This window comes from Enterobacter sp. 3U4 (genome assembly GCF_057224565.1).
The window spans coordinates 2,023,052-2,046,863 of record NZ_CP136665.1 but is presented as its reverse complement, the minus strand read 5'-3'; the positions used below and the strand labels follow the sequence as shown (position 1 = coordinate 2,046,863).

Below are 23,812 nucleotides of genomic sequence, written 5' to 3'. Positions count from 1 at the left end.
TTCTCCTGATTTATTATCGGGTCGGTTTTTACCGATCCTGTTGGCGGAAGGTTAGCAGAAGTGTGATGTAGCGCTTATATCCAAATGGAATGGTTTATGACAAACGGGATAATTTTGTTGGTTTACTGTTCAATCTGGTGATGAATAAAGCGATTGAACTGAAATTGCAGCGAATTAATCATCTGAGAAGACCACCGGACTGCACTGTTTTCGGGCAACGTTTGCGGCATCCAGACGGCGTAAGCAAACAGCGCCATGCACAAGACGCGCTCAAGCTGGTTACCTTTCTGCGGTGCGAGGATAGGAAAACGGAAGCGCCAGCGGCAGGGCCACAGCAGCGGTACGCCCGCGGGCGTCAGCATATCGGCCAGAATATGGCTTAAATAGCCCAGCACCATCCCCTGAATGGCATCAGCGGGGACGATCCAGCTTTCGGGCACTTTTAAATAGAAAAGCGTCAGCAGGCCAAACACGGCCAGCAGGCTGTGCGTAAACCCACGGTGGCCGAACGCGCGGGCGATAGGTTTCGACACCCACTTCAGGCGTTGTCCGAGGAAGGACTTAGGGTGATCGATGTCCGGCAGCAGGCAGGTCAGTACGGCGGAAGGGACGATATGCCACCAGTCCCCCTGTGCCAGCACGGGGGTGAGTTCAGCGTTTTTGGCAAATACTGCGCACGCGATAGAAAAAAGCAGGTGGCCTTCCGCCGTCATGATAAAACCCACAAAACTGTCAATTCATACAGTATAGGGTTTTTATACAGTAGGCGGAAGAGGTGACGGTGTAACTGTTTGTCACAAACCGGAGGAGGGCGTTAGCCGCCCTGCAGGTGGTGCGCCGTAAGTTCTGCCAGTGACTGTAACTTCACATCGGCAAGCGCAAACCGGGGGTCGTGGCGGCCTTCTTCCGCAGGCACCACAATGGAGCGCATCCGCGCGGCTTTAGAGGCCACCATGCCGTTAACGGAATCTTCCAGCGCAACGCAGTTGAGGGGATCCAGGCCGAGCTTAGCGGCACAGTCCAGATAGACCTGCGGGTGCGGCTTGCTGTAAGGCAATTTCTCAGCGGATGCCAGCGCGTCGAAACTGTCGCGCAGTTCAAACATGACGAGCACTTTTTCCAGCATATGCAGCGGTGACGCCGAGGCCAGGCCGACCTTCAGCCCCTGGGCTTTACACAGCGCGACGGCCTCACGTACGCCGGGCAGCAGCGGCTTGCTCTCTTCAACCAGCGAAATGGCGCGGCTGATAATGCGCGCGGTCACTTCATCACGACCCGGTCCAGCCCACGGCTGTTGGGCAAACCACAGGTCAACCACCATATCGATGCGCAGGCCCAGCGTATCGGGAAGTTCATTACGGCGGCTGATATCCACGCCCAGGCTGGCCATGACGTCCAGTTCAGCGCGATCCCACAACGGTTCGGAATCGATCAGTAATCCATCCATGTCAAAAATTGCGGCAAGAATTTGGCGCGGTGTCGACATCACAACGTCTCCTTATCCAGGTGTTCGACAGACGATACGTGCTAAGCACAATCTGCAATTTAGCATATTGCTTTCAAAGATCGGGCGAAATTGATGACCAGCAGGTAGACTTAGGCACAAATAACGCGTCTTTATGAAGAGGAACTGATGACGTATCAACAAGCTGGACGCATTGCGGTCTTAAAACGTATTGCTGGCTGGGTGATTTTTATTCCTGCCGTCATCTCTACGCTGATTTCTGTACTCAAATTTATGTACGATCACAGCGAGAAAGAGCCGGGTATCAATGCGGTAATGCTTGATTTTGCGCATGTGATGATTGAGATGATGCGTTTCAATACGCCATTTTTGAATGTATTCTGGTTTAACTCACCCACCCCGGATTTTCATCAACACCTGAATATCGGCTTTTGGGTGATATACGCCCTGATCTTTGTCGCGCTGGCGCTGCAGGCCTCTGGCGCGCGAATGAGCCGTCAGACGCGCTTTTTACGCGAAGGCGTTGAGGATCAGTTGATTCTGGAGCAGGCTAAAGGCCCGGAAGGCATGAGCCGGGAGCAGATTGAATCCCGCATTGTTGTGCCGCGTCACACCATATTCCTGCAAATTTTCCCGCTCTATATTCTTCCCGTGATTATCATTGTGGCGGGATACTTCTTCTTCTCACTGCTCGGTTTTCTGTAAGCGATACGGGTGGCGGCATAGCCACCCGTTCTCTTCTCACGCGGCAAGCATGCGCTCAAGCGCCCGCTGCGCGTTAACCAGATGTTCCCCGCCAAAAAGAATGGCACGGTTCATCAGCGTATAAAGCTGATACACCGGCTGGCGGTCGAGGAAACCGGGAGGCAGGGGAGAAACAGACTGGTATCCGTCGTATATCTGCGGTGGCTGCTCAGGATGAAGCGGCAGCATCGCAAGATCGCACTCTCGGTCACCCCAGTAGCAGGCCGGGTCGAAGATGTAGGGGCCGTTGGGACCGAGCGCGCAGTTATCGGACCACAAATCGCCGTGAAGCAGAGACGCCTGAGGCTGGTGGGATGCCAGACGCTGTTGAACGTGCTCGACGATGGCATCAATATTGCCAAATTCCAGCCCTTTCTCGGCGGCCAGCTCTAGCTGCCAGCCAATGCGCTGCTCGGCAAAAAACGTCGACCAGCGACGCTGCCAGGCATTGGGCTGTGGCGTGGTGGAGAGATCGTTGTCAAAATCGAGACCAAACTGCGGCTGGTCGCTCCATTGATGCAGGCGCGCTAACTGTTGGCCGAGAATGAATGCATTATGGGCATCCAGCGGCCGGGCGGGGAGATACTCCATCACCAGGAAGCTGTAGTCGCGGTCGCTACCGACGGCCAGCACCTGCGGGACCGTCACCGTTTTACTGCGCGACAACAGCTCAAGCTGATCGGCTTCGGCGGTAAATATTGAAAGCAGCTCTCGCTCATCGCACTTAACGAAAAGATCGCGTCCTGCGTAGCGTAAATGCCACGCGGCGTGGATCTCTCCGCCTGGCAGTTCGTTACGCAGTTCAATTTCACCTTCACCCAGCTGCTCACGTAAAAGATGACTGATAGCCTGCCACATGTTGTCTCTCCCATGTTGTCTGCCAGATCATAAAGTTAGCGCAAAACTGCGGTAAAAAAATACGAACTAACGCACACCTGAGCGGTTTAAATTCATGCAGCGCACTTATTGTTCTTTTTGCCGCCAGCTTTCCCAGGTATCCACGTCAATTTCAGCAGGCTTGTCGGTCACGCTCTCTACCAGACTGGCGGCCAGCGCATGAACCTCTTCCTTGCTCAGGGCGCCGATCAGACCAAATGCCAGAGTGCCTAAATCATGAATGTTGCCCTCGTCATCCGTCAGCGTGAGGAGAAAATTAGCCCGGGTGAAAGCATTGTTGAGCTCATTCAGCTCGGTCAGCGATGCCTCATGAAGGTTGATGGTCACGACGTAGCGTGTGATGTCACCACTGCTCATAATTCACCTCATTGTTATCATGGAAGTTTTCTTAGCATAGTCGATAGTTTGCGTTTGGCGACTCGGTGATGACATTCCCCTCCGTAAAAACGAAGGGGAACAGGGGTTAATTTCGGGACAGGTAATCGACGATTTTTTGCGTATCGGCAAGTGAACAGAGACGCGTGCCCTGGTTGATGGTGGCGGCGCTACCCGCCGCCACGCCGTAGCGCGTCATCTCCAGCAGTGACGCTCCCTGCGCCAGTTTTAGCGTCATCGCGCCCACCATGCTATCACCCGCGCCAACCGTGCTCTGGCTCTTCATCGGCGGCGGGACAACCTGAACGGACGACGATTCATCGACTGCCAGCGCCCCCTGAGGGCCAAGGGATACGACTATGCGCCGCGCTTTGCCGCTGCGTACCAGCTCCTGCGCGGCGGTGCGAACATCATCAGGCTGCGTCAGTTCGCGGTTGACCAGCGCGCTTAGCTCTTTCTGGTTGGGTTTGACCAGCTCAAGATTGCCCGGCACCAGGGCCGCCTGCAGGGCCTCGCCGCTGCTGTCGACAATGCAGCGGATGCCGCGCTGCTGTGCCGCCTGAATCAGCGCCGTTAATTTTTCCGTGCTGACGCCGGGCGGCAGACTGCCGCTTACCACCAGCAGCGCGCCACTTTCTATCGTCAGCACTTTCTCTTCAAGCTGACGAAACTCGTCATCGCTGAGCTTCGCCCCCGGCATGACAAAACGGTACTGCTCGCCGCTGGATCCCACGTGGACATGCAGGTTTTGCCGCGTCCAGTCTTTGGCCTCGACGGTCTCTACGGCCACCTGTTCATCTGCCAGCAGAGAGACCAGGTGTTCACCGGTGGCACCGCCAATGGGGAAAATGGCCGTGGCTTTGCCGCCGAGGTGGGTAATAGCGCGCGCCACGTTGATCCCGCCGCCGCCGGGCTCAAAGACCGGGGCGCTACAGCGCAATTTACCTTCCGGGTAAATCTGCGGCGTCTGGGTGGCGGAATCCAGGGAAGGGGAGAGCGTCAGGGTATAGATAGAAACCATCATTACCTCCTTTTAGCATGGGTTCTTATTAGTCTGGCACCATTTGTCAGGAAGGCAATGTAAATAACAGTATGATTTTAAATATGAATACTGACAAAAAGTGAGGCGGGGGATATATAAAATAAAACGCTTTTTGAGATCGTTCTTATTCAAAAAATGAAATAAGAAAACATTGCTATGTTATTTGCGGCTTTTTATAATTTGTTACCTTTCTCTGGACGCCTTGTCATTGATCCTCAAGAAAGATTCCGGGACCGTGTGGTCTCTTTTTTTGTTGTACGGACTCCTTAATAAAATGAAGCTTTTAAAGACAGTGCCCGCTGCACTGATGCTGGCGGGTGGCGTGTTTGCGGCTATGAACGCGACCGCTGATGATTCCGTTTTTACTGTCATGGACGATCCTTCCTCCGCGAAAAAACCGTTTGAAGGTAACCTGAACGCCGGATATCTGGCACAATCCGGTAACACGAAAAGCTCTTCTCTGACGGCGGACAGTACGCTCACCTGGTACGGAAATACCACCGCCTGGTCGCTGTGGGGTAATGCCAGCAACACTTCCGCTAATGACGAACGTTCTTCCGAGAAATATGCGGTAGGCGGACGTAGCCGTTACAACATGACCGACTATGACTATTTGTTTGGACAGGCAAGCTGGTTAACCGACCGTTACAACGGTTATCGCCAGCGCGACGTGTTCACCGCCGGTTATGGTCGCCAGTTCCTGAACGGTCCGGTGCACAGCCTCCGTTTTGAATTCGGTCCGGGTGTGCGTTATGACGAGTACACCAATGGCGATACCAAAACCCAACCGCTCGGTTACGCTTCCGGTACTTATGCCTGGCAGATGACTGACAACACCAAATTTACCCAGGGTGTTTCTGTATTTGGTGCCGACGACACGACGCTGAACTCTGAAACGGCGCTGAACGTGGCTATCAACGAACACTTTGGTCTGAAAGTCGCCTACAACGTGACCTGGAACTCTTCACCACCAGAATCTGCGCCGGATCATACCGACCGCAGAACCACGGTTTCACTGGGTTATAGAATGTAATAAAAGCGGGCCGACATTATCATCGGCCCGCTTATTGTCTGTGGCTTTTTGACGTCCCTTCTGAAGACTTGTTTTCGCCCCTAGCCCCAAATCATTGCCGCCCAACGGAGTAGCAGCATTGCGCCGCAGATGGCAATCAGCACCAGCACCATTTTCCAGTGTTTTACGGCAAATCGTTTTGTCGGCATAACCTAATCCTTATTGGTTGATATCCCCAGTCTACCAAACAGGGCCGAAATATGCCCCTTTTCAGGATCGATTAGGTTATGCCAGCGCAGGGGCGGTTCAGAACCAGTGGAATCGTTCGGCGAGAATCAACAATAAACCTGTGGCGGAAAGGACATTCAATATCACAACCGTTCTGCTGGATACGTTCATGGTATGCACCTTTGGGTTTAAAGACCTGTTCAAGAGTAGCCCAGCATCTTCGAAATGCGAGCGCAGGGGAGAAGCAACCTGCAAATTCGTATGAAAGTGCCAGCCCATCAATCTGGCCGCAGAGGGTGCAATCTCCTTTGCGTTAGTGTTAACATTACGTCGCTTGCCGTAAATCCGAATTAATCTGAATTCGGCAGGTGAATGATGACGAACCAATTTGACGATTGTTGGTCAGATGGTGTCGTAATCTATTGTCAAATCACGATTATTTTCTTTGTATATGCTCTTATGTGTGGGGCATCACTGCAAATAAGGATATAAAATGCCTGTAATTACTCTTCCTGATGGCAGCCAACGCCATTTCGACCGTGCTGTTAGCCCAATGGATGTTGCCCTGGACATTGGTCCTGGTCTCGCGAAAGCGACTATCGCTGGCCGCGTTAACGGTGAGCTGGTGGATGCTTCCGATCTGATCGAAAACGATGCGACGCTTGCAATCATCACCGCGAAAGACGAAGAAGGTCTGGAGATCATTCGTCACTCCTGCGCGCACCTGTTAGGCCATGCCATCAAACAGCTGTGGCCAAACACCAAAATGGCGATCGGTCCGGTTATCGACAACGGTTTCTACTACGACGTTGACCTTGACCACACCCTGACTCAGGAAGATATCGACGCGCTCGAAAAACGTATGCACGAGCTCGCCGAAACGAACTATGACGTCATCAAGAAGAAAGTCAGCTGGCACGAAGCGCGTGAAACCTTCGTGAAGCGCGGCGAGAGCTACAAGGTCTCTATTCTTGACGAAAATATTTCCCATGATGACAAGCCTGGCTTGTACCATCACGAAGAATACGTCGACATGTGCCGTGGACCGCACGTGCCGAACATGCGCTTCTGTCATCACTTTAAGCTGATGAAGATCGCGGGCGCCTACTGGCGTGGCGACAGCAACAACAAAATGTTGCAGCGTATTTATGGTACCGCATGGGCCGATAAAAAAGCCCTGAACGCGTACCTGCTGCGCCTGGAAGAAGCGGCGAAGCGCGATCACCGTAAAATCGGTAAGCAGCTTGACCTGTACCACATGCAGGAAGAAGCGCCGGGTATGGTGTTCTGGCATAACGACGGGTGGACTATCTTCCGTGAACTGGAAACTTTCGTACGCTCCAAGCTGAAAGAGTACCAGTATCAGGAAGTGAAAGGCCCGTTCATGATGGACCGTGTGCTGTGGGAAAAAACCGGCCACTGGGACAACTACAAAGATGCGATGTTCACCACCTCGTCTGAGAACCGTGAATATTGCATCAAGCCAATGAACTGCCCGGGCCACGTTCAGATCTTCAACCAGGGTCTGAAATCCTACCGCGACCTGCCGCTGCGTATGGCGGAGTTCGGTAGCTGCCACCGTAACGAACCATCAGGTGCGCTGCACGGTCTGATGCGTGTTCGTGGCTTTACTCAGGATGATGCACATATTTTCTGTACTGAAGAGCAGGTCCGTGACGAAGTTAACGCCTGTATTCGTATGGTCTACGATATGTACAGCACCTTTGGCTTCGAGAAGATCGTGGTCAAACTCTCAACGCGTCCGGAAAAACGTATCGGTAGCGATGAGACCTGGGATCGCGCAGAAGCGGATCTCGCCGTGGCGCTGGAAGAGAACGGCATTCCGTTCGAATACCAGCTGGGCGAGGGCGCATTCTACGGTCCGAAAATTGAATTTACCCTGTATGACTGCCTCGATCGCGCATGGCAGTGCGGTACTGTACAGCTGGACTTCTCTCTGCCGCAGCGTTTAAGCGCCTCTTATGTTGGCGAAGACAACGAGCGTCAGGTACCGGTAATGATTCACCGCGCAATTCTTGGTTCACTGGAGCGCTTCATCGGCATCCTGACCGAAGAGTTCGCCGGCTTCTTCCCAACCTGGCTTGCGCCAGTGCAGGTCGTGGTGATGAACATTACCGATTCTCAGGCAGATTACGTTAAAGAATTGACGCAGAAACTACAAAATGCGGGCATTCGCGTAAAAGCAGACTTGAGAAATGAGAAGATTGGCTTTAAAATCCGCGAGCACACTTTACGTCGTGTCCCGTATATGTTGGTCTGTGGTGATAAAGAGGTGGAAGCAGGCAAAGTTGCCGTTCGCACCCGCCGTGGTAAAGACCTGGGCAGCCTGGACGTAAGTGAAGTGATTGAGAAGCTGCAACAAGAGATTCGCAGCCGCAGTCTTCAACAACTGGAGGAATAAGGTATTAAAGGCGGAAAACGAGTTCAAACGGCACGTCCGAATCGTATCAATGGCGAGATTCGCGCCCAGGAAGTTCGCTTAACAGATCTTGAAGGTGAACCACTGGGGATTGTGAGTCTGAGAGAAGCGATCGAAAAAGCTGAAGAAGCTGGAGTAGATTTAGTTGAAATCAGCCCTAACGCCGAACCGCCAGTTTGTCGTATCATGGACTACGGCAAGTTCCTTTATGAAAAGAGTAAGTCTTCTAAGGAACAGAAGAAGAAGCAAAAAGTTATCCAGGTTAAGGAAATCAAGTTCCGTCCTGGTACCGACGATGGCGATTATCAGGTAAAACTCCGCAGCCTGATTCGCTTTCTGGAAGATGGCGATAAGGCCAAGATCACACTGCGTTTCCGCGGTCGTGAGATGGCCCACCAACAGATTGGTATGGAAGTGCTTAACCGCGTCCGTGACGATCTGAGTGAACTGGCAGTAGTCGAATCCTTCCCTACGAAGATCGAAGGCCGCCAGATGATCATGGTGCTCGCTCCTAAGAAGAAACAGTAAGGCCTTCAAGCAGCAAAATCTGTGGAGCCTTCGGGTTTCATAGGTTTTGTTCGCCTATGTTTCGTTTATTTAACAATGCGAAGTGGAAGTTATTAAGATGCCAAAAATTAAGACCGTACGCGGTGCTGCTAAGCGCTTCAAAAAAACCGGTGGTGGTGGATTTAAGCGTAAGCACGCAAACCTGCGTCATATTCTGACCAAAAAATCTACTAAGCGTAAACGTCACCTGCGTCCAAAAGGCCTCGTTTCTAAAGGCGATCTGGGTCTGGTTATCGCGTGCCTGCCGTACGCATAAGCCGTTAACGTTTAATTTTTTTACTAAGAATATAGATACAGGAGAGCACACATGGCTCGCGTAAAACGTGGTGTAATTGCACGTGCACGTCACAAGAAAATTTTGAAACAAGCTAAAGGCTACTACGGTGCGCGTTCACGCGTTTACCGCGTTGCCTTCCAGGCTGTTATCAAAGCAGGTCAGTACGCTTACCGTGACCGTCGTCAGCGTAAGCGTCAGTTCCGTCAACTGTGGATTGCGCGTATCAACGCAGCAGCACGTCAGAACGGTATTTCTTACAGCAAATTCATCAACGGCCTGAAAAAAGCCTCTGTTGAAATCGACCGTAAGATCCTGGCTGACATCGCAGTATTCGACAAAGTAGCGTTCACCGCTCTGGTCGAAAAAGCGAAAGCAGCACTGGCATAAGCCAGTTGAGAGAGGGGGCCTGGCTCCCTCTTTTCATATAACCCTGTAAGAAGATTGACATTTACCCGTGCAGGCTTTTCAATAAGGTCTCAACGGTTTTTACCCAACAAGGTAACGCAAGCATGAATGCTGCTATTTTCCGCTTCTTCTTTTACTTTAGCACCTGACTTCAGGAGGCTAGCGCGTGAAAGATGAAACGAAAAACAGCGCCAGATAAGCCTCCCGATGGAGGCTTTTTTTGTGCCTGAATTTGAGAGAATAACTCCACCAAATCGGTGTCTGCACCGACATAATGAGGAAAATCATGTCACATCTCGCAGAGCTGGTTGCCAGTGCAACAGCCGCCATTAATCAGGCCTCAGATGTTGCCGCGTTAGACAATGTCCGCGTCGAATATCTTGGGAAGAAAGGGCACCTGACCCTTCAAATGACAACCCTGCGTGAGCTGCCGCCAGAAGAGCGCCCGGCAGCGGGGGCGGTGATTAACGAAGCCAAAGAGCAGGTACAGCAGGCGCTGAACGCACGCAAAGCCGAGCTGGAAAGCGCGGTGCTGAATGCGCGTCTGGCCGCGGAGACGATCGACGTTTCTCTGCCGGGTCGCCGCATCGAAAACGGCGGTCTGCACCCGGTTACCCGTACCATCGATCGCATTGAAAGTTTCTTCGGTGAGCTCGGCTTTACCGTGGCGACTGGCCCGGAAATCGAAGATGATTACCATAACTTCGACGCCCTGAACATTCCTGGCCATCATCCGGCACGCGCTGACCACGACACTTTCTGGTTCGACGCTACGCGTCTGCTGCGTACCCAGACCTCCGGCGTTCAGATCCGTACCATGAAGGAGCAGGAGCCACCAATTCGTATTATCGCGCCGGGCCGCGTCTATCGTAACGACTACGATCAGACCCACACCCCAATGTTCCACCAGATGGAAGGCCTGATTGTTGATAAAAACATCAGCTTCACCAACCTGAAGGGCACGCTGCACGATTTCCTGAACAACTTCTTTGAGGAAGATCTGCAGGTTCGTTTCCGTCCGTCCTACTTCCCGTTCACCGAACCGTCTGCGGAAGTTGACGTGATGGGCAAAAACGGCAAGTGGCTGGAAGTGCTGGGCTGCGGCATGGTGCATCCAAACGTGCTGCGCAACGTGGGTATCGATCCGGAAGTTTACTCCGGCTTTGCCTTCGGTATGGGCATGGAGCGTCTGACCATGCTGCGCTACGGCGTAACCGACTTACGTGCATTCTTCGAAAACGATCTGCGTTTCCTCAAACAGTTTAAATAAGGGCAGGACAGAACAATGAAATTCAGTGAACTGTGGTTACGCGAGTGGGTGAACACCACGCTGGACAGCGACGCGCTTTCTAACCAGATCACCATGGCGGGTCTGGAAGTGGACGGCGTTGAGCCGGTTTCCGGTGCATTCAACGGCGTGGTCGTCGGCGAAGTGGTAGAGTGCGGCCAGCACCCTAACGCTGACAAACTGCGCGTGACAAAAGTAAACGTGGGCGGTGACCGTCTGCTGGATATCGTCTGCGGCGCGCCAAACTGCCGTCAGGGCCTGAAGGTGGCCGTGGCGACCGTCGGTGCAGTGCTGCCGGGCGATTTCAAAATCAAAGCGGCTAAGCTGCGCGGCGAGCCGTCTGAAGGCATGCTGTGCTCCTTCTCCGAGCTGGGTATTTCCGATGACCACAACGGCATCATTGAGCTGCCGCTGGACGCGCCAGTCGGCACCGATATCCGTGAATACCTGAAGCTTGACGACAACACCATCGAAATCAGCGTCACGCCAAACCGTGCTGACTGCTTAGGGATCATCGGCGTGGCGCGCGACGTGGCCGTGTTGAACCAGACCGAACTGAACGCGCCGGACATTGCGCCGGTTGAAGCGACCATCAGTGACGTGCTGCCTATTCAGGTTGACGCTGCGGATGCTTGCCCGCGCTACCTCGGTCGCGTGGTGAAAGGCATCAACGTGAAAGCGCCAACCCCGCTGTGGATGAAAGAGAAGCTGCGCCGCTGCGGTATCCGCTCTATCGACGCCGTGGTTGACGTGACTAACTACGTTCTGCTGGAGCTGGGCCAGCCAATGCACGCGTTCGATAAAGATCGTATCGACGGCGGCATCGTTGTGCGCATGGCGAAAGAGGGCGAAACCCTGGTTCTGCTGGACGGCAGTGAAGCGAAACTGAACGCCGATACCCTGGTGATTGCTGACCACAGCAAAGCGCTGGCTATGGGCGGTATCTTCGGGGGCGAGCATTCAGGCGTAAACGACGAGACGCAAAATGTCCTGCTGGAATGCGCATTCTTCAGCCCGCTCTCCATTACCGGTCGCGCACGCCGTCACGGCCTGCATACCGATGCCTCTCACCGCTACGAGCGCGGCGTTGACCCGGCGCTGCAGTACAAAGCGATGGAACGTGCTACCCGCCTGCTGATCGACATCTGCGGCGGTGAAGCGGGCCCGGTTATCGACGTCACCAACGACGCGACGCTGCCGAAGCGTGCGACCATCACCCTGCGCCGCAGCAAGCTGGATCGCCTGATTGGTCACCACGTTGCCGATGCGCAGGTGACCGACATCCTGAAGCGTCTGGGCTGTGAAGTGACCGAAGGCCAGGACGAGTGGAAAGCCGTTGCGCCATCATGGCGTTTCGACATGGAAATTGAAGAAGATCTGGTGGAAGAAGTGGCCCGCGTTTACGGCTACAACAATATCCCTGACGAGCCTGTCCAGGCAGGTCTGGTGATGGGCACCCACCGTGAAGCCGACCTGTCCCTGAAGCGTGTGAAAACCATGCTGAACGACAAAGGCTACCAGGAAGTGATCACCTACAGCTTTGTTGATCCAAAACTGCAGCAGCTGATCCACCCGGGCCAGGAAGCGCTGATCCTGCCAAGCCCAATCTCCAGCGAAATGTCCGCGATGCGTCTGTCCCTGTGGACGGGCCTGCTGGGCACTGTCGTTTATAACCAGAATCGCCAGCAAAACCGCGTGCGAATTTTCGAAAGCGGTTTGCGCTTTGTACCGGATAATCAGGCAAATTTAGGCATCCGTCAGGATCTCATGCTGGCTGGCGCCATCAGCGGCAACCGCTATGAAGAGCACTGGGACCTGGCAAAAGGCACGGTTGATTTCTACGATATGAAGGGCGATCTGGAAGCGATTCTGGATCTGACCGGTAAATTATCTGAAATTGAATTCCGCGCAGAAGCCATCCCGGCACTGCATCCGGGCCAGAGCGCAGCTATCTATTTAGACGGCAAACGCGTTGGTTTTATTGGGGTTGTTCACCCTGAGCTGGAGCGTAAGCTGGACCTGAACGGCCGTACCATCGTGTTCGAGCTGGAATGGAGCCCGGTGGCTGACCGCGTTATTCCCCAGGCTCAGGACGTCTCCCGCTTCCCGGCAAACCGCCGTGATATCGCGGTTGTAGTCGCGGAAAATGTGCCTGCAGCAGATATTTTGGCCGAATGTAAGAAAGTTGGCGTAAATCAGGTAGTTGGCGTAAACTTATTTGACGTGTACCGCGGCAAGGGCGTAGCAGAAGGTTTCAAGAGCCTCGCTATTAGCCTTATCCTTCAGGATACCAGCCGTACACTCGAAGAAGAGGAGATTGCCGCTACCGTCGCCAAATGTGTAGAGGCATTAAAAGAGCGATTCCAGGCATCATTGAGGGATTGAACCTATGGCGCTTACAAAAGCTGAAATGTCAGAATATCTGTTTGATAAGCTTGGGCTTAGCAAACGGGATGCCAAAGAGCTGGTAGAGCTGTTTTTCGAAGAGATCCGTCGTGCTCTGGAAAATGGTGAGCAGGTAAAACTCTCCGGTTTTGGCAATTTTGATTTGCGAGACAAAAACCAACGTCCGGGCCGCAACCCGAAGACGGGGGAAGATATTCCCATTACAGCCCGCCGCGTGGTGACCTTCAGACCCGGCCAGAAGTTAAAAAGCCGTGTCGAAAACGCAACGCCCAAAGCAGAGTAATATGAACTAACTAAAAAGGCCGCCCACGCGGCCTTTTTTCTTTGCGCTCTCCGGCAAACCCGCCGTAAAATCAATTACATCTCACGCTACTAAAACCTAACACATGCTTGATTATGCCCATCACCAGCACCGTTCCGATAAGCGTCGCCTGCTTTTGCTGGTGCTGCTGCTCATTGTCGCCGCGGGCGTGAGCCTCTGCGCGGGAGACCGATGGATTGGGCCTGAAAGCTGGTGGGGTCCGGACGGGCAGCTCTTCGTCTGGCAAATTCGCCTGCCGCGCACCGTTGCGGTGGTTCTGGTGGGCGCCGCGCTGGCGCTGTGCGGCACCATAATGCAGGCATTGTTTGATAACCCGCTGGCGGAGCCTGGGCTGCTCGGCGTGTCGAACGGAGCTGGCGTAGGCCTGATTGCGGCGGTGATGCTGGGCGGGGGAGAACTCACCGGATGGAGTATTAGCCTGAGTGCGATTCTCGGCGCATTACTGATAACGCTCATCCTGCTTCGTTTTGCCAGAAGGCACTTATCGACCAGTCGTCTGCTGCTTGCCGGCGTGGCGCTGGGGATCATCTGTAGCGCGTTGATGACCTGGGCGGTCTACTTTTCAACATCCTTTGACCTGCGACAGCTCATGTACTGGATGATGGGCGGCTTTGGCGGCGTTGACTGGCACCAGGGCTGGCTGATGGCGCTGCTGGTACCGGTCATCGTGTGGGCCGCCCTGCAGGCGCAGCCGCTGAATATGCTCGCGCTGGGTGAAACCTCTGCCCGCCAGCTGGGCATGCCGATTGGGTTCTGGCGTAATGTGCTGGTAATTGCCATTGGCTGGCTGGTCGGCGTCAGCGTGGCCCTGGCGGGTGCGATTGGCTTTATTGGCCTGGTGATTCCACACATGCTCCGTCTGTACGGCCTCACGGACCATCGAACCTTGCTTCCGGCCTCGGCGATTGCCGGAGCAGTCACGCTGCTGGTGGCTGACATCATCGCCCGGCTTGCCCTGACGGCTGCAGAGCTGCCCATCGGCGTGGTGACCGCCACGCTGGGCGCGCCGGTCTTTATCTGGCTACTATTAAAAGCTGGACGTTAAATCGACAATCTGAGGAAATGCTATGCAGTCAGATATCCTGAATACTGAAGTGACCACCATTGACGGCGAGAAAACCACGCTGGAAGGCTACAGAGGCAACGTGTTGCTGATCGTCAACGTGGCATCCAAATGTGGCCTGACGCCGCAGTACGAGCAGCTGGAAAACATTCAGAAGGCCTGGGAGAAAGACGGTTTCACCGTGCTGGGCTTCCCCTGCAACCAGTTCCTGGGCCAGGAGCCGGGCAGCGAAGAGGAGATTAAAACCTTCTGCAGCACGACCTACGGCGTGACGTTCCCGCTGTTCAGCAAAATCGATGTCAACGGTGAAGACCGCCATCCGCTGTATGCGAAGCTTATCGCTGCCGCGCCGAAGGCCGTTGCGCCGGAAGGCAGTGGTTTTTATGAACGCATGGCCAGCAAAGGCCGCGCGCCGCTTTACCCGGACGACATTCTCTGGAACTTCGAAAAATTCCTGATTGGTCGCGACGGCCAGGTGGTTCAACGCTTTTCGCCGGATATGACCCCTGAGGATCCAATCGTTATGGAATCGATCAAGCTGGCGCTGGCGAAATAATGTCGTTGCTGATGCAGCTCACGGACGTTGCCGAGAGGGGACGTCTGGAGCCGATAACCGGTACCATCAATGCGGGAGAAATCCTGCATCTTGTCGGGCCAAACGGTGCGGGGAAGAGCACGCTGCTGGCACGGATGGCAGGCATGACCGACGGAGAAGGGCAGATAACGCTGCTGGAGCATACGCTCGCCGACTGGTCACCGGCCTCGCTGGCGCATCGGCGCAGTTACCTCGTGCAGCAGCAGGTGCCGCCCTTTGCGATGCCGGTCTGGCACTATCTGACGCTGCATTTGCACGATAAACAACAGACGGCACTACTGACGGACGTGGCCGCGGCCCTGGGGCTTGAAGATAAACTTTCCCGGCATGCCAGCCAGCTTTCCGGTGGAGAGTGGCAGCGGGTGCGCCTGGCGGCCGTCATCCTTCAGATCCACCCGGGCGGCAATTCTCACGGGCGGATGCTGCTTCTCGATGAGCCCATGAGCGGTCTGGACGTAGCGCAGCAGGCGGCACTGGATACGCTACTCAGCGCCCTGAGCCGACAAGGTATTGCCGTGGTGATGAGCAGCCATGATCTCAACCACAGCCTGCGTCATGCCCACCGGGTGTGGCTGCTGTCGAAGGGAAAGATGATTGCCAGCGGTGCGCGGGATCGGGTTCTTACGCCGCCCAATCTTGCCCGTGCGTACAACATGTCGTTCCGCAGGCTGGATATAGAGGGACATAAGATGCTGATTTCTACCGGGCAGACGTAACCGTTTCTTGCCTGTGAGCACAATTGCACGCTAAATTACGAAAAGAACAAAAAAAGCAGAGGATTCGTCTGAAAATGCGATTCTGGTTTCTCCTGATGGCCGCACTTTTTCTTGCGGGATGCAGTAGCCATCGTGCGCCGCCGCCTAACCCACGGCTTTCAGATTCGATCACCGTGATTGCCAGCCTTAACGATCAGCTGAGCAACTGGCGCGGCACGCCTTATCGCTACGGCGGCATGAGCCGCGGTGGCGTAGATTGCTCCGGCTTCGTTCTGATGACGTTTCGCGATAAGTTTGATTTACAGCTTCCGCGCGAAACGCGCAAACAGGCAGAAATTGGCACTGAAATTGATAAAGACGAGCTTCTGCCCGGTGACCTGGTTTTCTTCAAAACCGGATCGGGTGAAAGCGGTCTTCATGTGGGTATATATGATACAGACAATCAGTTCATTCACGCTTCGACCAGCCGCGGCGTGATGCGCTCTTCTCTTGATAATGTTTACTGGCGTAAAAATTTCTGGCAGGCACGGCGTATATAGTCTTTGTCGGATGCTTCTCTTATGACGGCATGGTAAGTAATAAATCATGCCGTTTTTTCTCAAATAAGATGCTTAAAGTTAAATTTGCCTAAAATTAGCGAATCCTGCATGTGTCTGTTTTATCTAAAACTGGCTATTATTCAGCAACCAGGATAAAATTATTTAAGATTCAGGGATAAATCTGAAAATAAATACGGAACTAATGAAATTAATCTTATTAAAATCAAGACAGTGGAATTGTGTCGGCAATTGCTCCAGGATGTCCTCTTTCATCTTTAATGCGGGGCGAGTGCAATGATTATTACGCTAGATAATGCTTACCAGTCTGAACTGATGCTTCTGCCAGCCCGTAATAGCGCAGGGGAGCTTAAAGGTTTAGAAATTCTGGTTAACTTTACTGGCGTCGGCAGCGAGGTGCGGATCCCCACTGAGCTTGTTATCCCACGACTTTCAGCAGCCGAAGAGTTAGCGCTGTTTAACGAAAAACTGCAATTGCTTGATACCTGTAAACTGTTTTTTATTCAGCATCAGTTAATTGCATGGATCAATATTACACCTGCAATAGTTGAGTTTTTATTAAGTAATGGAAACGCTGTTTCAATCCTTGAGCGTTATCCGTTTCTTGAGTTTACTGTTAATGAGAATTATCCAGGTTTAAATAACGGAAAGGACGATCTGCAGCTGGCGAGAATGGCAATCCATTTCCCGTTGGTGCTGGCAAACTTTGGCGCAGGCGCCGCATCGCTCAAAGCGGTCTATGATGGATTATTTAAACGGGTCATCCTTGATAAAGGATTCATTCAGCAGCGTGCTCCGGAGCTCTCTTTTGAGCCTTTTATGCGCGCCATCCTCTGGCAAATCACGCCGCACTGCCAGTCTGTGATTGTCTCAGGCATTGATGACCACGGCCTGTTGCAACGCGTTTTGTCCTTCAATTTTGGCGCCATGCAGGGGGCACTCTGGCCTGCCGTCTCCGCAGAACACGTCACTACGCTGGTTCAGCAGCGATAACCCTTGCTTTCGCCCGTGTTTAAGTGCGGGTAAACCCTCTACACTAAAAGCAGGAGGACTTATGACCCTGTCTTTTACTGCTCACTGGCATGACGAGTTGCCTGGCTTTTACACCGCACTCAAACCAACACCGTTACAAAATTCACGCCTTATCTGGCATAACGATTTACTGGCAGAAGAGCTGGCCATTCCGCCTGAGCTGTTTCAGCATTCAGAGGGCGCAGGCGTCTGGGGCGGTGAAACGCTTCTCGCCGGTATGCAACCTCTGGCTCAGGTCTATAGCGGACATCAGTTTGGCGTCTGGGCGGGACAGCTGGGCGACGGCAGGGGGATCCTGCTCGGTGAACAACAGCTTCCCAACGGGGAGACGGTTGACTGGCACCTCAAAGGCGCGGGCCTGACGCCGTATTCGCGGATGGGCGACGGGCGTGCGGTTCTGCGTTCAACGATTCGCGAGTGCCTGGGCTCCGAGGCGATGCATGCCCTGGGTATTCCCACTACCCGCGCGCTGTCGATCGTTACCAGCGATACGCCGGTAGCGCGCGAAACGGTAGAAAAAGGGGCAATGCTGATGCGTATTGCGCAAAGCCATTTGCGCTTCGGCCATTTTGAGCACTTTTACTATCGCCGCGAGCCGGACAGCGTTCGCCAGCTGGCTGACTTTGCCATTCGTCACCACTGGGCGCATTTGCAGGACGAGGCGGATAAATACGTTCTCTGGTTCAGGGATGTGGTTGCCCGAACCGCAGCCCTGATTGCCCGCTGGCAAACGGTAGGCTTTGCCCACGGCGTTATGAATACGGACAACATGTCGCTTCTCGGGTTGACCTTTGACTACGGCCCGTTCGGTTTCCTGGACGATTACCAGCCTGGCTATATCTGCAACCACTCCGACTATCAGGGGCGCTACAGTTTTGACAATCAGCCCGCGGTGGGCCTGTGGAATCTGCAGCGGCTAGCGCAAACCCTGTCGCCGTTTATTGACGTTGACGCCCTCAACGATGCGCTCGACAGCTATCAGGAGATCTTACTGCGGGAATATGGCTCGCTGATGCGCAACAAGCTGGGGCTGGTGACGCAGGAGAGGGGCGATAACGACATCCTCAATGGCCTGTTTGCCCTGATGGCGCGCGAGGGCAGCGATTACACGCGCACCTTCCGGATGCTGGGGCAGACGGAGCAGCGCAGCGCCGCCTCGCCGCTGCGCGATGAGTTTATTGACAGGCAGGCGTTTGACGACTGGTTTGCATCCTACCGCGCGCGGCTGCAGCAGGAGCAGGTGGATGACGCGACCCGCCAGACGCAGATGAACGCGACGAACCCGGCGATGGTGTTGCGCAACTGGCTGGCGCAGCGGGCGATTGAGCAGGCAGAGCAGGGCGAGTACGACGAGCTACACCGTCTGCACGTGGCGTTGCGCACGCCGTTTGCCGACCGGGATGATGACTACGTCAACCGCCCGCCTGACTGGGGCAAGCGGCTGGAGGTCAGCTGCTCAAGCTAGTCTTTTGGCCGGGGGGCGGATTCGCCTTACCCGGCCTCAACGTCACTGCGCGACCCAGCCGCCGTCCATATTCCACGCGGCGCCGCGAACGTTAACGGCGCTGTCGCTGCACAAAAACAGCGCCAGTTCACCCAGCTGATCCGGGGTAACAAACTCGCCCGAAGGCTGTTTCTCCGCCAGAAGCTGTTCCCGAGCCTGCTCCGGCGGTACGCCGTCAGCGATACGTTGGTCGATTTGCTGCTGCACCAGCGGGGTCAGCACCCAGCCGGGACAGATGGTATTGGCGGTAACACCGGTGCGAGCGGTTTCCAGCGCCAGCGATTTCGTAAAGCCCACCACGCCATGCTTGGCGGCAACGTAGGCCGATTTCTCTTTTGACGCGACCAGCCCGTGAACGGAGGCGATATTAATGATACGCCCCCAGTTTTTCTCGCGCATGGCAGGCAGCGCCAGCCGGCTGGTATGAAACACCGAAGAGAGGTTAATGGCGATAATGTCGTTCCATTTCTCCACCGGAAACGCGTCAACCGGCGCCACATGCTGTATCCCGGCGTTGTTGACGAGAATGTCTACGCCGCCAAACTGCGATTCGGCGTAGCGCATCAGGTCTTCAATTTGCAGGACGTCTCGCAGGTCCGCATCGTGATACCCCGGCTTTTTGCCCAGTTGCGCAATCTCTTCTATTGCTGATTCGCTGTCGCCGAAACCGTTAAGGATCAGCTGCGCCCCGGCCTTCGCCAGCACGCGGGCGATCCCAAGTCCAATGCCGCTGGTCGAGCCCGTCACCAGGGCGGTTTTTCCGTTCAGATTCATCTTTCTCTCCTTACACAATGCCGGTCAGATAGAACACGGCAATGACAAAAAGCACTGCCAGACTTTTAATGATGGTGATAGCAAAAATGCCGCCGTAGGCCTGGCGATGGCTCAGGCCGGTAATCGCCAGCAGGGTAATCACCGCGCCGTTATGGGGAAGGGTATCCATTCCTCCGCTCGCCATTGACGCCACGCGGTGCAGCACCTCAAGCGGGATGTTGGCGGCGTGGGCGGCGGCGACAAACGTGTCGGACATGGCGGCGAGCGCAATACTCATCCCGCCTGACGCCGAGCCGGTGATCCCCGCAAGCACCGTCACGCTGATAGCTTCATTCAGCAGCGGATTCGGAATGGCCGCCAGCGCGTGGGATAACACCAGAAAACCGGGCAGGGCGGCGATAACCGCGCCGAAACCGTACTCCGAGGCGGTATTCATCGCCGCAAGAATTGCGCCGCTCACCGCGGTCCGGCTGCCTTCAGCCAGACGCCCCCGGATGTTGTGAAAGCCAAAAACCAGCACCAGCACGATACCTGAGATCAGCGCCGCTTCAACGGCCCAGATGGCGGTGATCTTGCCCACCTCGGTCACGATCGGTTTCGCCAGACCGGGCAGGGTCAGCTCGTGGGTCGTGCCGTACCAGCCGGGGATCCAGCGGGTAAACAGCAGGTTCAGTATGCCCACCACCAGCAGCGGGGCGATGGCAATCAGCGGGTGAGGGAGGTTAATGTTGTCCGGCGTTTCCGGTTCATTTTTCAGATCCGTGCCGTAACCTTCATTGTTATTGAGCGCCTTACGCCGCTGCCGCTCCAGCCAGAGCAGGCCAAAGACAATGATAAACAGGGAGCCGATAAGCCCCAGCCACGGCGCGGCCCAGGCGTTGGTACCAAAGAAGCTGGTGGGGATAATGTTCTGGATCTGCGGCGTGCCCGGTAGGGCATCCATGGTAAACGAGAATGCCCCGAGCGCCACCGTGGCCGGGATCAGCCGTTTAGGGATGCCGCTCTGGCGGAACAGTTCGGCGGCAAACGGATAAACCGCAAACGCCACCACAAACAGCGACACGCCGCCGTAGGTTAACAGCGCGCACACCAGAACAATCACCGGGATCGCGTGGCGACGGCCGAGGATCTGAATCGCGGCGGCGACGATGGAGCGTGAGAAGCCGGAAAGCTCAATCAGTTTGCCAAACACCGCCCCCAGCAGGAACACCGGGAAGTAGAGCTTGACGAAGCCCACCATCTTTTCCATGAACAGGCCGGTAAACGTCGGGCCGACGGCGCCCGGGTCGGTCAGCAGCACGGCGCCGAGCGCCGCAATCGGCGCAAACAAAATCACGCTATATCCGCGATAGGCCGCCAGCATCAGCAGCGCCAGCGCCGCCAGGGCAATTAACACGCTCATTACGACTCCTCACTTTAATTATTATTCGGGTACCAACGAGATGCTTAACGCTCGACGGTCAGAGCAATGCCTTGCCCGCCGCCTACGCAAAGGGTGACGAGCCCTTTTTTAACGTCACGGCGCTGCATTTCGTGCAGCAGCGTCACGAGGATGCGGCAGCCGGAGGCTCCAATCGGATGACCGAGGGCGATAGCGCCGCCGTTAACGTTCACCCTGCGTTCATCCCAGCCGAGCTGCTGGCCCACCGCCAGCGCCTGCGCGGCAAAGGCTTCATTGGCTTCAATGAGATCCACGTCATCGAGCGTCCAGCCCGCCCGCGCCAGCGCGGTCTGGCAGGCGCTGACCGGACCGATGCCCATCACCGACGGGTCAACGCCCGTCACGGTGTAACTCACGATGCGACCGAGGATCGGCAAACCGCTCTCCCGCGCTCTTTCGCCGCTCATCAGCAGTACCGCAGCGGCGCCGTCGTTGAGCGTGGAGGCATTTCCCGCCGTGACCGTGCCTTCCACTGGCAAAAAGGCGGGGCGCAGCTGCGCCAGCTGCTCGGCGGTGGTCCCAGGCCGGGGCTGTTCGTCACGGCTGACGACAAGCGGCGGTTTTTTACCCTGTTTCACCGTCACCGGCGCTATCTCAGCATCAAACCGGCCCGCTTCGATGGCGGCGGCCGCTTTTTGCTGCGACCGGGCAGCGAAGGCGTCCTGCTGTTCGCGGGAAATGCCGTACTGCCGGGCGACGTTTTCAGCGGTGATCCCCATGTGATAATCGTTGAACGCGTCCCACAGACCGTCGGTAATCATGCTGTCCTGCAGGCCCGTATGGCCAAAACGCAGCCCTGAACGAGCGCCGTCCAGCAGATAGGGGGCGTTGCTCATGCTCTCCTGACCGCCTGCGATCGATACCTCCGCGTCGCCGCAGCGGATCGCCTGCGCGGCGAGCTGCACCGCTTTCAAGCCCGCGCCACAGACCAGGTTGACCGTTGTCGCTGGCGTGCTGACGGGCAATCCGGCGGCGATGGCCGTCTGGCGCGCAGGGTTTTGTCCGCATCCCGCCGTCAGCACCTGGCCGAAAATCACCTCGTCTATCGTCTCTGCTGGAAGACCGCTGCTTTCAAGCAGACGATGAACCGCGACGGCCCCCAGCTCGGCCGCAGAGAGGGGCGCGAGCGATCCGCGAAAACTGCCAATAGGGGTTCGCGTTGCCCCGACAATCATGACCTCTTTCATCGTGAGTCCTCAGCTAAAGCGCATCTCGCGAACGTCGTCCGCCACAATCATTTTTCCGGCCGTCTTAGCCGCAATTTCGTCGATACTGACGCCGGGGGCGTATTCCCGCAGGACGAACGCGCCGTCCTCTATCTCCAGCAATGCGAGATCGGTTAAGACCCGGCGGATGCAGCCCGCGCCCGTAAGCGGCAGCGTGCAGCGCGACAGCAGCTTTGACTCGCCGCTTTTTGACGCGTGGGTCATCACCACAATGATGTTCTGCGCCCCGGCGACGAGATCCATCGCGCCGCCCATGCCCTTAACCATCTTTCCGGGGATCATCCACGAGGCGATATTGCCCTCGACGTCCACTTCAAACGCGCCCAGTACCGTCAGGTCGACATGGCCGCCGCGGATCATGGCAAACGACTCGGCCGAGTCGAAAATGGCCGCGCCTGTCCGCGCGGTCACGGTCTGTTTACCGGCGTTGATCATGTCGGCGTCGAGGCTCTGCTCGTCAGGAAACGCGCCCATCCCCAGCAGCCCGTTTTCCGACTGCAGCATCACGTCCATTCCTTCCGGAATGTAGTTCGCCACCAGGGTAGGAATGCCTATCCCCAGGTTGACGTAATATCCGTCGCGCAACTCCCGGGCGACGCGCATGGCCATCTGTTCACGGGTTAACATCGTCACACTCCTTCCGCGCGCAGCGTGCGCTGTTCAATGCGTTTTTCAAACTGGCCGACAATCAGCCTGTCGACGTAAATGCCCGGGGTATGAATGGCCGACGGGGGCAGCTCGCCCGGCGCAACAATCTCTTCCACCTCGACGACCGTTATCCGGCCCGCCGTGGCCATCAGCGGATTAAAGTTTTGCGCGGTATGCCGATAGACAACGTTGCCGTACCAGTCCGCTTTCCAACCCTTAATGAGCGCGAAATCACCGGTAATGGCTTCTTCAAGGATGTAGTGCTTCCCTGCAAACTGGCGCACGTCTTTACCGTCTGCCACGGGCGTGCCGTAGCCGGTGGCCGTGTAAAATGCCGGAATGCCCGCGCCGCCCGCGCGCACCTTTTCCGCCAGCGTGCCCTGAGGAGTGAGTTCAATCTCCAGTTCGCCGCTCAGCACCTGCTGCTCGAACAGCGCGTTTTCGCCGACGTAAGAGGCCACCACTTTGCGAACCTGCCGCGTTTCGAGCAGAAGCCCGAGACCGAAACCGTCCACGCCGCAGTTGTTTGATACCACCGTCAGGTCTTTCACCTGACGGCGTCTGACCTCTGCAATCAGGTTCTCCGGAATACCGCACAGGCCGAAGCCGCCCGCCAGCAAAGTCATCCCGTCCGTCAGCCCATCCAGCGCCTGCGCATAGCTGTCGACGCGCTTATCCAGTCCCGCCATCGTCATTCCTCCTCTTAACCGTGGCGGTATCATTAGGGGAGGCAACTCATTTGTTAATTTTGAATTTGTGACCCACTCATTTGGTTTTTTTATTAATTT

General features: G+C 55.5%; 28 protein-coding genes and 1 other annotated feature. Of the genes, 16 read left to right on the top strand and 12 right to left on the bottom strand.

What is annotated here, in order from left to right:
• Positions 1–122: 122 nt before the first annotated feature.
• Both RVY89_RS09675 and hxpB read right to left on the bottom strand, forming a co-directional pair.
• Positions 123–713, bottom strand: a complete 591-nt coding sequence (locus tag RVY89_RS09675; protein WP_014883483.1) for a metal-dependent hydrolase — start codon at positions 711–713, stop codon at positions 123–125.
• A 101-nt stretch (positions 714–814) separates the two neighbouring features.
• Positions 815–1,486 carry a hexitol phosphatase HxpB gene (gene hxpB / locus RVY89_RS09670; protein WP_484827657.1) on the bottom strand — a complete coding sequence of 224 codons (672 nt, stop codon included), beginning with the start codon at positions 1,484–1,486 and terminating at the stop codon, positions 815–817.
• A gap of 147 nt (positions 1,487–1,633) precedes the next feature.
• Here hxpB and RVY89_RS09665 point away from each other — a divergent pair, with 147 nt between their 5' ends.
• Complete coding sequence (locus RVY89_RS09665) at positions 1,634–2,170, top strand: YniB family protein (protein WP_484827656.1); 537 nt, start codon at positions 1,634–1,636, stop codon at positions 2,168–2,170.
• A 36-nt stretch (positions 2,171–2,206) separates the two neighbouring features.
• On the opposite strand, the gene RVY89_RS09660 is transcribed toward RVY89_RS09665, so the two are convergent.
• From RVY89_RS09660 to pfkB, 3 genes are all read right to left on the bottom strand, one after another.
• Positions 2,207–3,067, bottom strand: coding sequence for a fructosamine kinase family protein (locus tag RVY89_RS09660; RefSeq protein WP_484827655.1), 861 nt, complete (start codon positions 3,065–3,067; stop codon positions 2,207–2,209).
• A gap of 105 nt (positions 3,068–3,172) precedes the next feature.
• Positions 3,173–3,463, bottom strand: coding sequence for a type V toxin-antitoxin system endoribonuclease antitoxin GhoS (gene ghoS, locus RVY89_RS09655; RefSeq protein WP_484827654.1), 291 nt, complete (start codon positions 3,461–3,463; stop codon positions 3,173–3,175).
• A 106-nt stretch (positions 3,464–3,569) separates the two neighbouring features.
• Complete coding sequence (pfkB, locus tag RVY89_RS09650; protein WP_484827925.1) at positions 3,570–4,502, bottom strand: 6-phosphofructokinase II; 933 nt, start codon at positions 4,500–4,502, stop codon at positions 3,570–3,572.
• A 295-nt stretch (positions 4,503–4,797) separates the two neighbouring features.
• Here pfkB and RVY89_RS09645 point away from each other — a divergent pair, with 295 nt between their 5' ends.
• Positions 4,798–5,556, top strand: a complete 759-nt coding sequence (locus tag RVY89_RS09645; RefSeq protein ID WP_032639869.1) for a DUF481 domain-containing protein — start codon at positions 4,798–4,800, stop codon at positions 5,554–5,556.
• Between the two features lie 80 nt (positions 5,557–5,636).
• Here the strand turns inward: RVY89_RS09645 and yniD are convergent, their stop codons facing one another.
• Together yniD and yncL are read right to left on the bottom strand one after the other, a co-directional pair.
• Positions 5,637–5,744, bottom strand: a complete 108-nt coding sequence (yniD, locus tag RVY89_RS09640; RefSeq protein ID WP_008500658.1) for a small membrane protein YniD — start codon at positions 5,742–5,744, stop codon at positions 5,637–5,639.
• Between the two features lie 97 nt (positions 5,745–5,841).
• Positions 5,842–5,934: a stress response membrane protein YncL gene (gene yncL / locus RVY89_RS09635; protein ID WP_071886547.1), complete on the bottom strand. Its 93-nt coding sequence runs from the start codon at positions 5,932–5,934 to the stop codon at positions 5,842–5,844.
• 322 nt (positions 5,935–6,256) lie between these two features.
• Between yncL and thrS the strand changes: the two genes are divergently transcribed.
• The 14 genes from thrS to selO all read left to right on the top strand — a co-directional run bounded on the left by thrS (position 6,257) and on the right by selO (position 18,896).
• A complete protein-coding gene (gene thrS, locus RVY89_RS09630; protein WP_484827653.1) occupies positions 6,257–8,185 on the top strand; it encodes a threonine--tRNA ligase in 1,929 nt (642 codons plus the stop codon).
• 3 nt (positions 8,186–8,188) lie between these two features.
• Positions 8,189–8,731: a translation initiation factor IF-3 gene (infC, locus tag RVY89_RS09625; RefSeq protein WP_014069901.1), complete on the top strand. Its 543-nt coding sequence runs from the start codon at positions 8,189–8,191 to the stop codon at positions 8,729–8,731.
• A 97-nt stretch (positions 8,732–8,828) separates the two neighbouring features.
• Positions 8,829–9,026 carry a 50S ribosomal protein L35 gene (gene rpmI / locus RVY89_RS09620; protein WP_003030583.1) on the top strand — a complete coding sequence of 66 codons (198 nt, stop codon included), beginning with the start codon at positions 8,829–8,831 and terminating at the stop codon, positions 9,024–9,026.
• A gap of 51 nt (positions 9,027–9,077) precedes the next feature.
• Entirely contained in the window at positions 9,078–9,434 is a 357-nt protein-coding gene (gene rplT / locus RVY89_RS09615; RefSeq protein ID WP_000124850.1) for a 50S ribosomal protein L20, read from the top strand.
• A 117-nt stretch (positions 9,435–9,551) separates the two neighbouring features.
• Positions 9,552–9,676, top strand: a sequence feature (Phe leader region).
• Positions 9,557–9,601: a pheST operon leader peptide PheM gene (gene pheM / locus RVY89_RS09610; RefSeq protein WP_001386830.1), complete on the top strand. Its 45-nt coding sequence runs from the start codon at positions 9,557–9,559 to the stop codon at positions 9,599–9,601. (Overlaps the previous feature by 45 nt.)
• Positions 9,677–9,738: 62 nt before the next feature.
• Positions 9,739–10,722 carry a phenylalanine--tRNA ligase subunit alpha gene (gene pheS, locus RVY89_RS09605; RefSeq protein WP_020884406.1) on the top strand — a complete coding sequence of 328 codons (984 nt, stop codon included), beginning with the start codon at positions 9,739–9,741 and terminating at the stop codon, positions 10,720–10,722.
• A gap of 15 nt (positions 10,723–10,737) precedes the next feature.
• Entirely contained in the window at positions 10,738–13,125 is a 2,388-nt protein-coding gene (pheT, locus tag RVY89_RS09600) for a phenylalanine--tRNA ligase subunit beta (protein ID WP_484827652.1), read from the top strand.
• Positions 13,126–13,129: 4 nt separating this feature from the next.
• Entirely contained in the window at positions 13,130–13,429 is a 300-nt protein-coding gene (ihfA, locus tag RVY89_RS09595) for an integration host factor subunit alpha (RefSeq protein ID WP_003857805.1), read from the top strand.
• 103 nt (positions 13,430–13,532) lie between these two features.
• Positions 13,533–14,513 carry a vitamin B12 ABC transporter permease BtuC gene (btuC, locus tag RVY89_RS09590; protein ID WP_484827651.1) on the top strand — a complete coding sequence of 327 codons (981 nt, stop codon included), beginning with the start codon at positions 13,533–13,535 and terminating at the stop codon, positions 14,511–14,513.
• 22 nt (positions 14,514–14,535) lie between these two features.
• Positions 14,536–15,087 carry a glutathione peroxidase gene (locus RVY89_RS09585; RefSeq protein ID WP_371897680.1) on the top strand — a complete coding sequence of 184 codons (552 nt, stop codon included), beginning with the start codon at positions 14,536–14,538 and terminating at the stop codon, positions 15,085–15,087.
• Positions 15,087–15,842 (top strand): vitamin B12 ABC transporter ATP-binding protein BtuD, encoded by a 756-nt coding sequence (btuD, locus tag RVY89_RS09580; RefSeq protein ID WP_484827650.1) that lies wholly within the window; start codon positions 15,087–15,089, stop codon positions 15,840–15,842. Before RVY89_RS09585 ends, btuD begins: the two co-directional genes overlap by 1 nt.
• A 74-nt stretch (positions 15,843–15,916) precedes the next feature.
• Positions 15,917–16,381 carry an NlpC/P60 family protein gene (locus RVY89_RS09575; RefSeq protein ID WP_028017229.1) on the top strand — a complete coding sequence of 155 codons (465 nt, stop codon included), beginning with the start codon at positions 15,917–15,919 and terminating at the stop codon, positions 16,379–16,381.
• A gap of 294 nt (positions 16,382–16,675) precedes the next feature.
• Positions 16,676–17,392, top strand: coding sequence for an EAL domain-containing protein (locus RVY89_RS09570; RefSeq protein WP_484827649.1), 717 nt, complete (start codon positions 16,676–16,678; stop codon positions 17,390–17,392).
• A 61-nt stretch (positions 17,393–17,453) separates the two neighbouring features.
• Positions 17,454–18,896, top strand: a complete 1,443-nt coding sequence (selO, locus tag RVY89_RS09565; RefSeq protein WP_484827648.1) for a protein adenylyltransferase SelO — start codon at positions 17,454–17,456, stop codon at positions 18,894–18,896.
• A 42-nt stretch (positions 18,897–18,938) separates the two neighbouring features.
• On the opposite strand, the gene RVY89_RS09560 is transcribed toward selO, so the two are convergent.
• From RVY89_RS09560 to RVY89_RS09540, 5 genes are read right to left on the bottom strand one after another with little or no spacing between them, the layout of a single operon-like run.
• Positions 18,939–19,709, bottom strand: a complete 771-nt coding sequence (locus tag RVY89_RS09560; RefSeq protein ID WP_484827647.1) for a 3-hydroxybutyrate dehydrogenase — start codon at positions 19,707–19,709, stop codon at positions 18,939–18,941.
• A gap of 10 nt (positions 19,710–19,719) precedes the next feature.
• Positions 19,720–21,111 carry a GntP family permease gene (locus RVY89_RS09555; protein WP_484827646.1) on the bottom strand — a complete coding sequence of 464 codons (1,392 nt, stop codon included), beginning with the start codon at positions 21,109–21,111 and terminating at the stop codon, positions 19,720–19,722.
• Between the two features lie 44 nt (positions 21,112–21,155).
• On the bottom strand, positions 21,156–22,337 hold the full coding sequence (locus RVY89_RS09550; protein ID WP_484827645.1) for an acetyl-CoA C-acetyltransferase: 1,182 nt from the start codon (positions 22,335–22,337) through the stop codon (positions 21,156–21,158).
• Between the two features lie 9 nt (positions 22,338–22,346).
• The gene (locus tag RVY89_RS09545) at positions 22,347–23,003 is read right to left on the bottom strand and encodes a CoA transferase subunit B (protein WP_484827644.1); all 657 of its coding nucleotides are present in this window, start codon (positions 23,001–23,003) and stop codon (positions 22,347–22,349) included.
• Between the two features lie 2 nt (positions 23,004–23,005).
• Positions 23,006–23,713 (bottom strand): CoA transferase subunit A, encoded by a 708-nt coding sequence (locus tag RVY89_RS09540; RefSeq protein ID WP_484827643.1) that lies wholly within the window; start codon positions 23,711–23,713, stop codon positions 23,006–23,008.
• Positions 23,714–23,812: the final 99 nt, after the last annotated feature.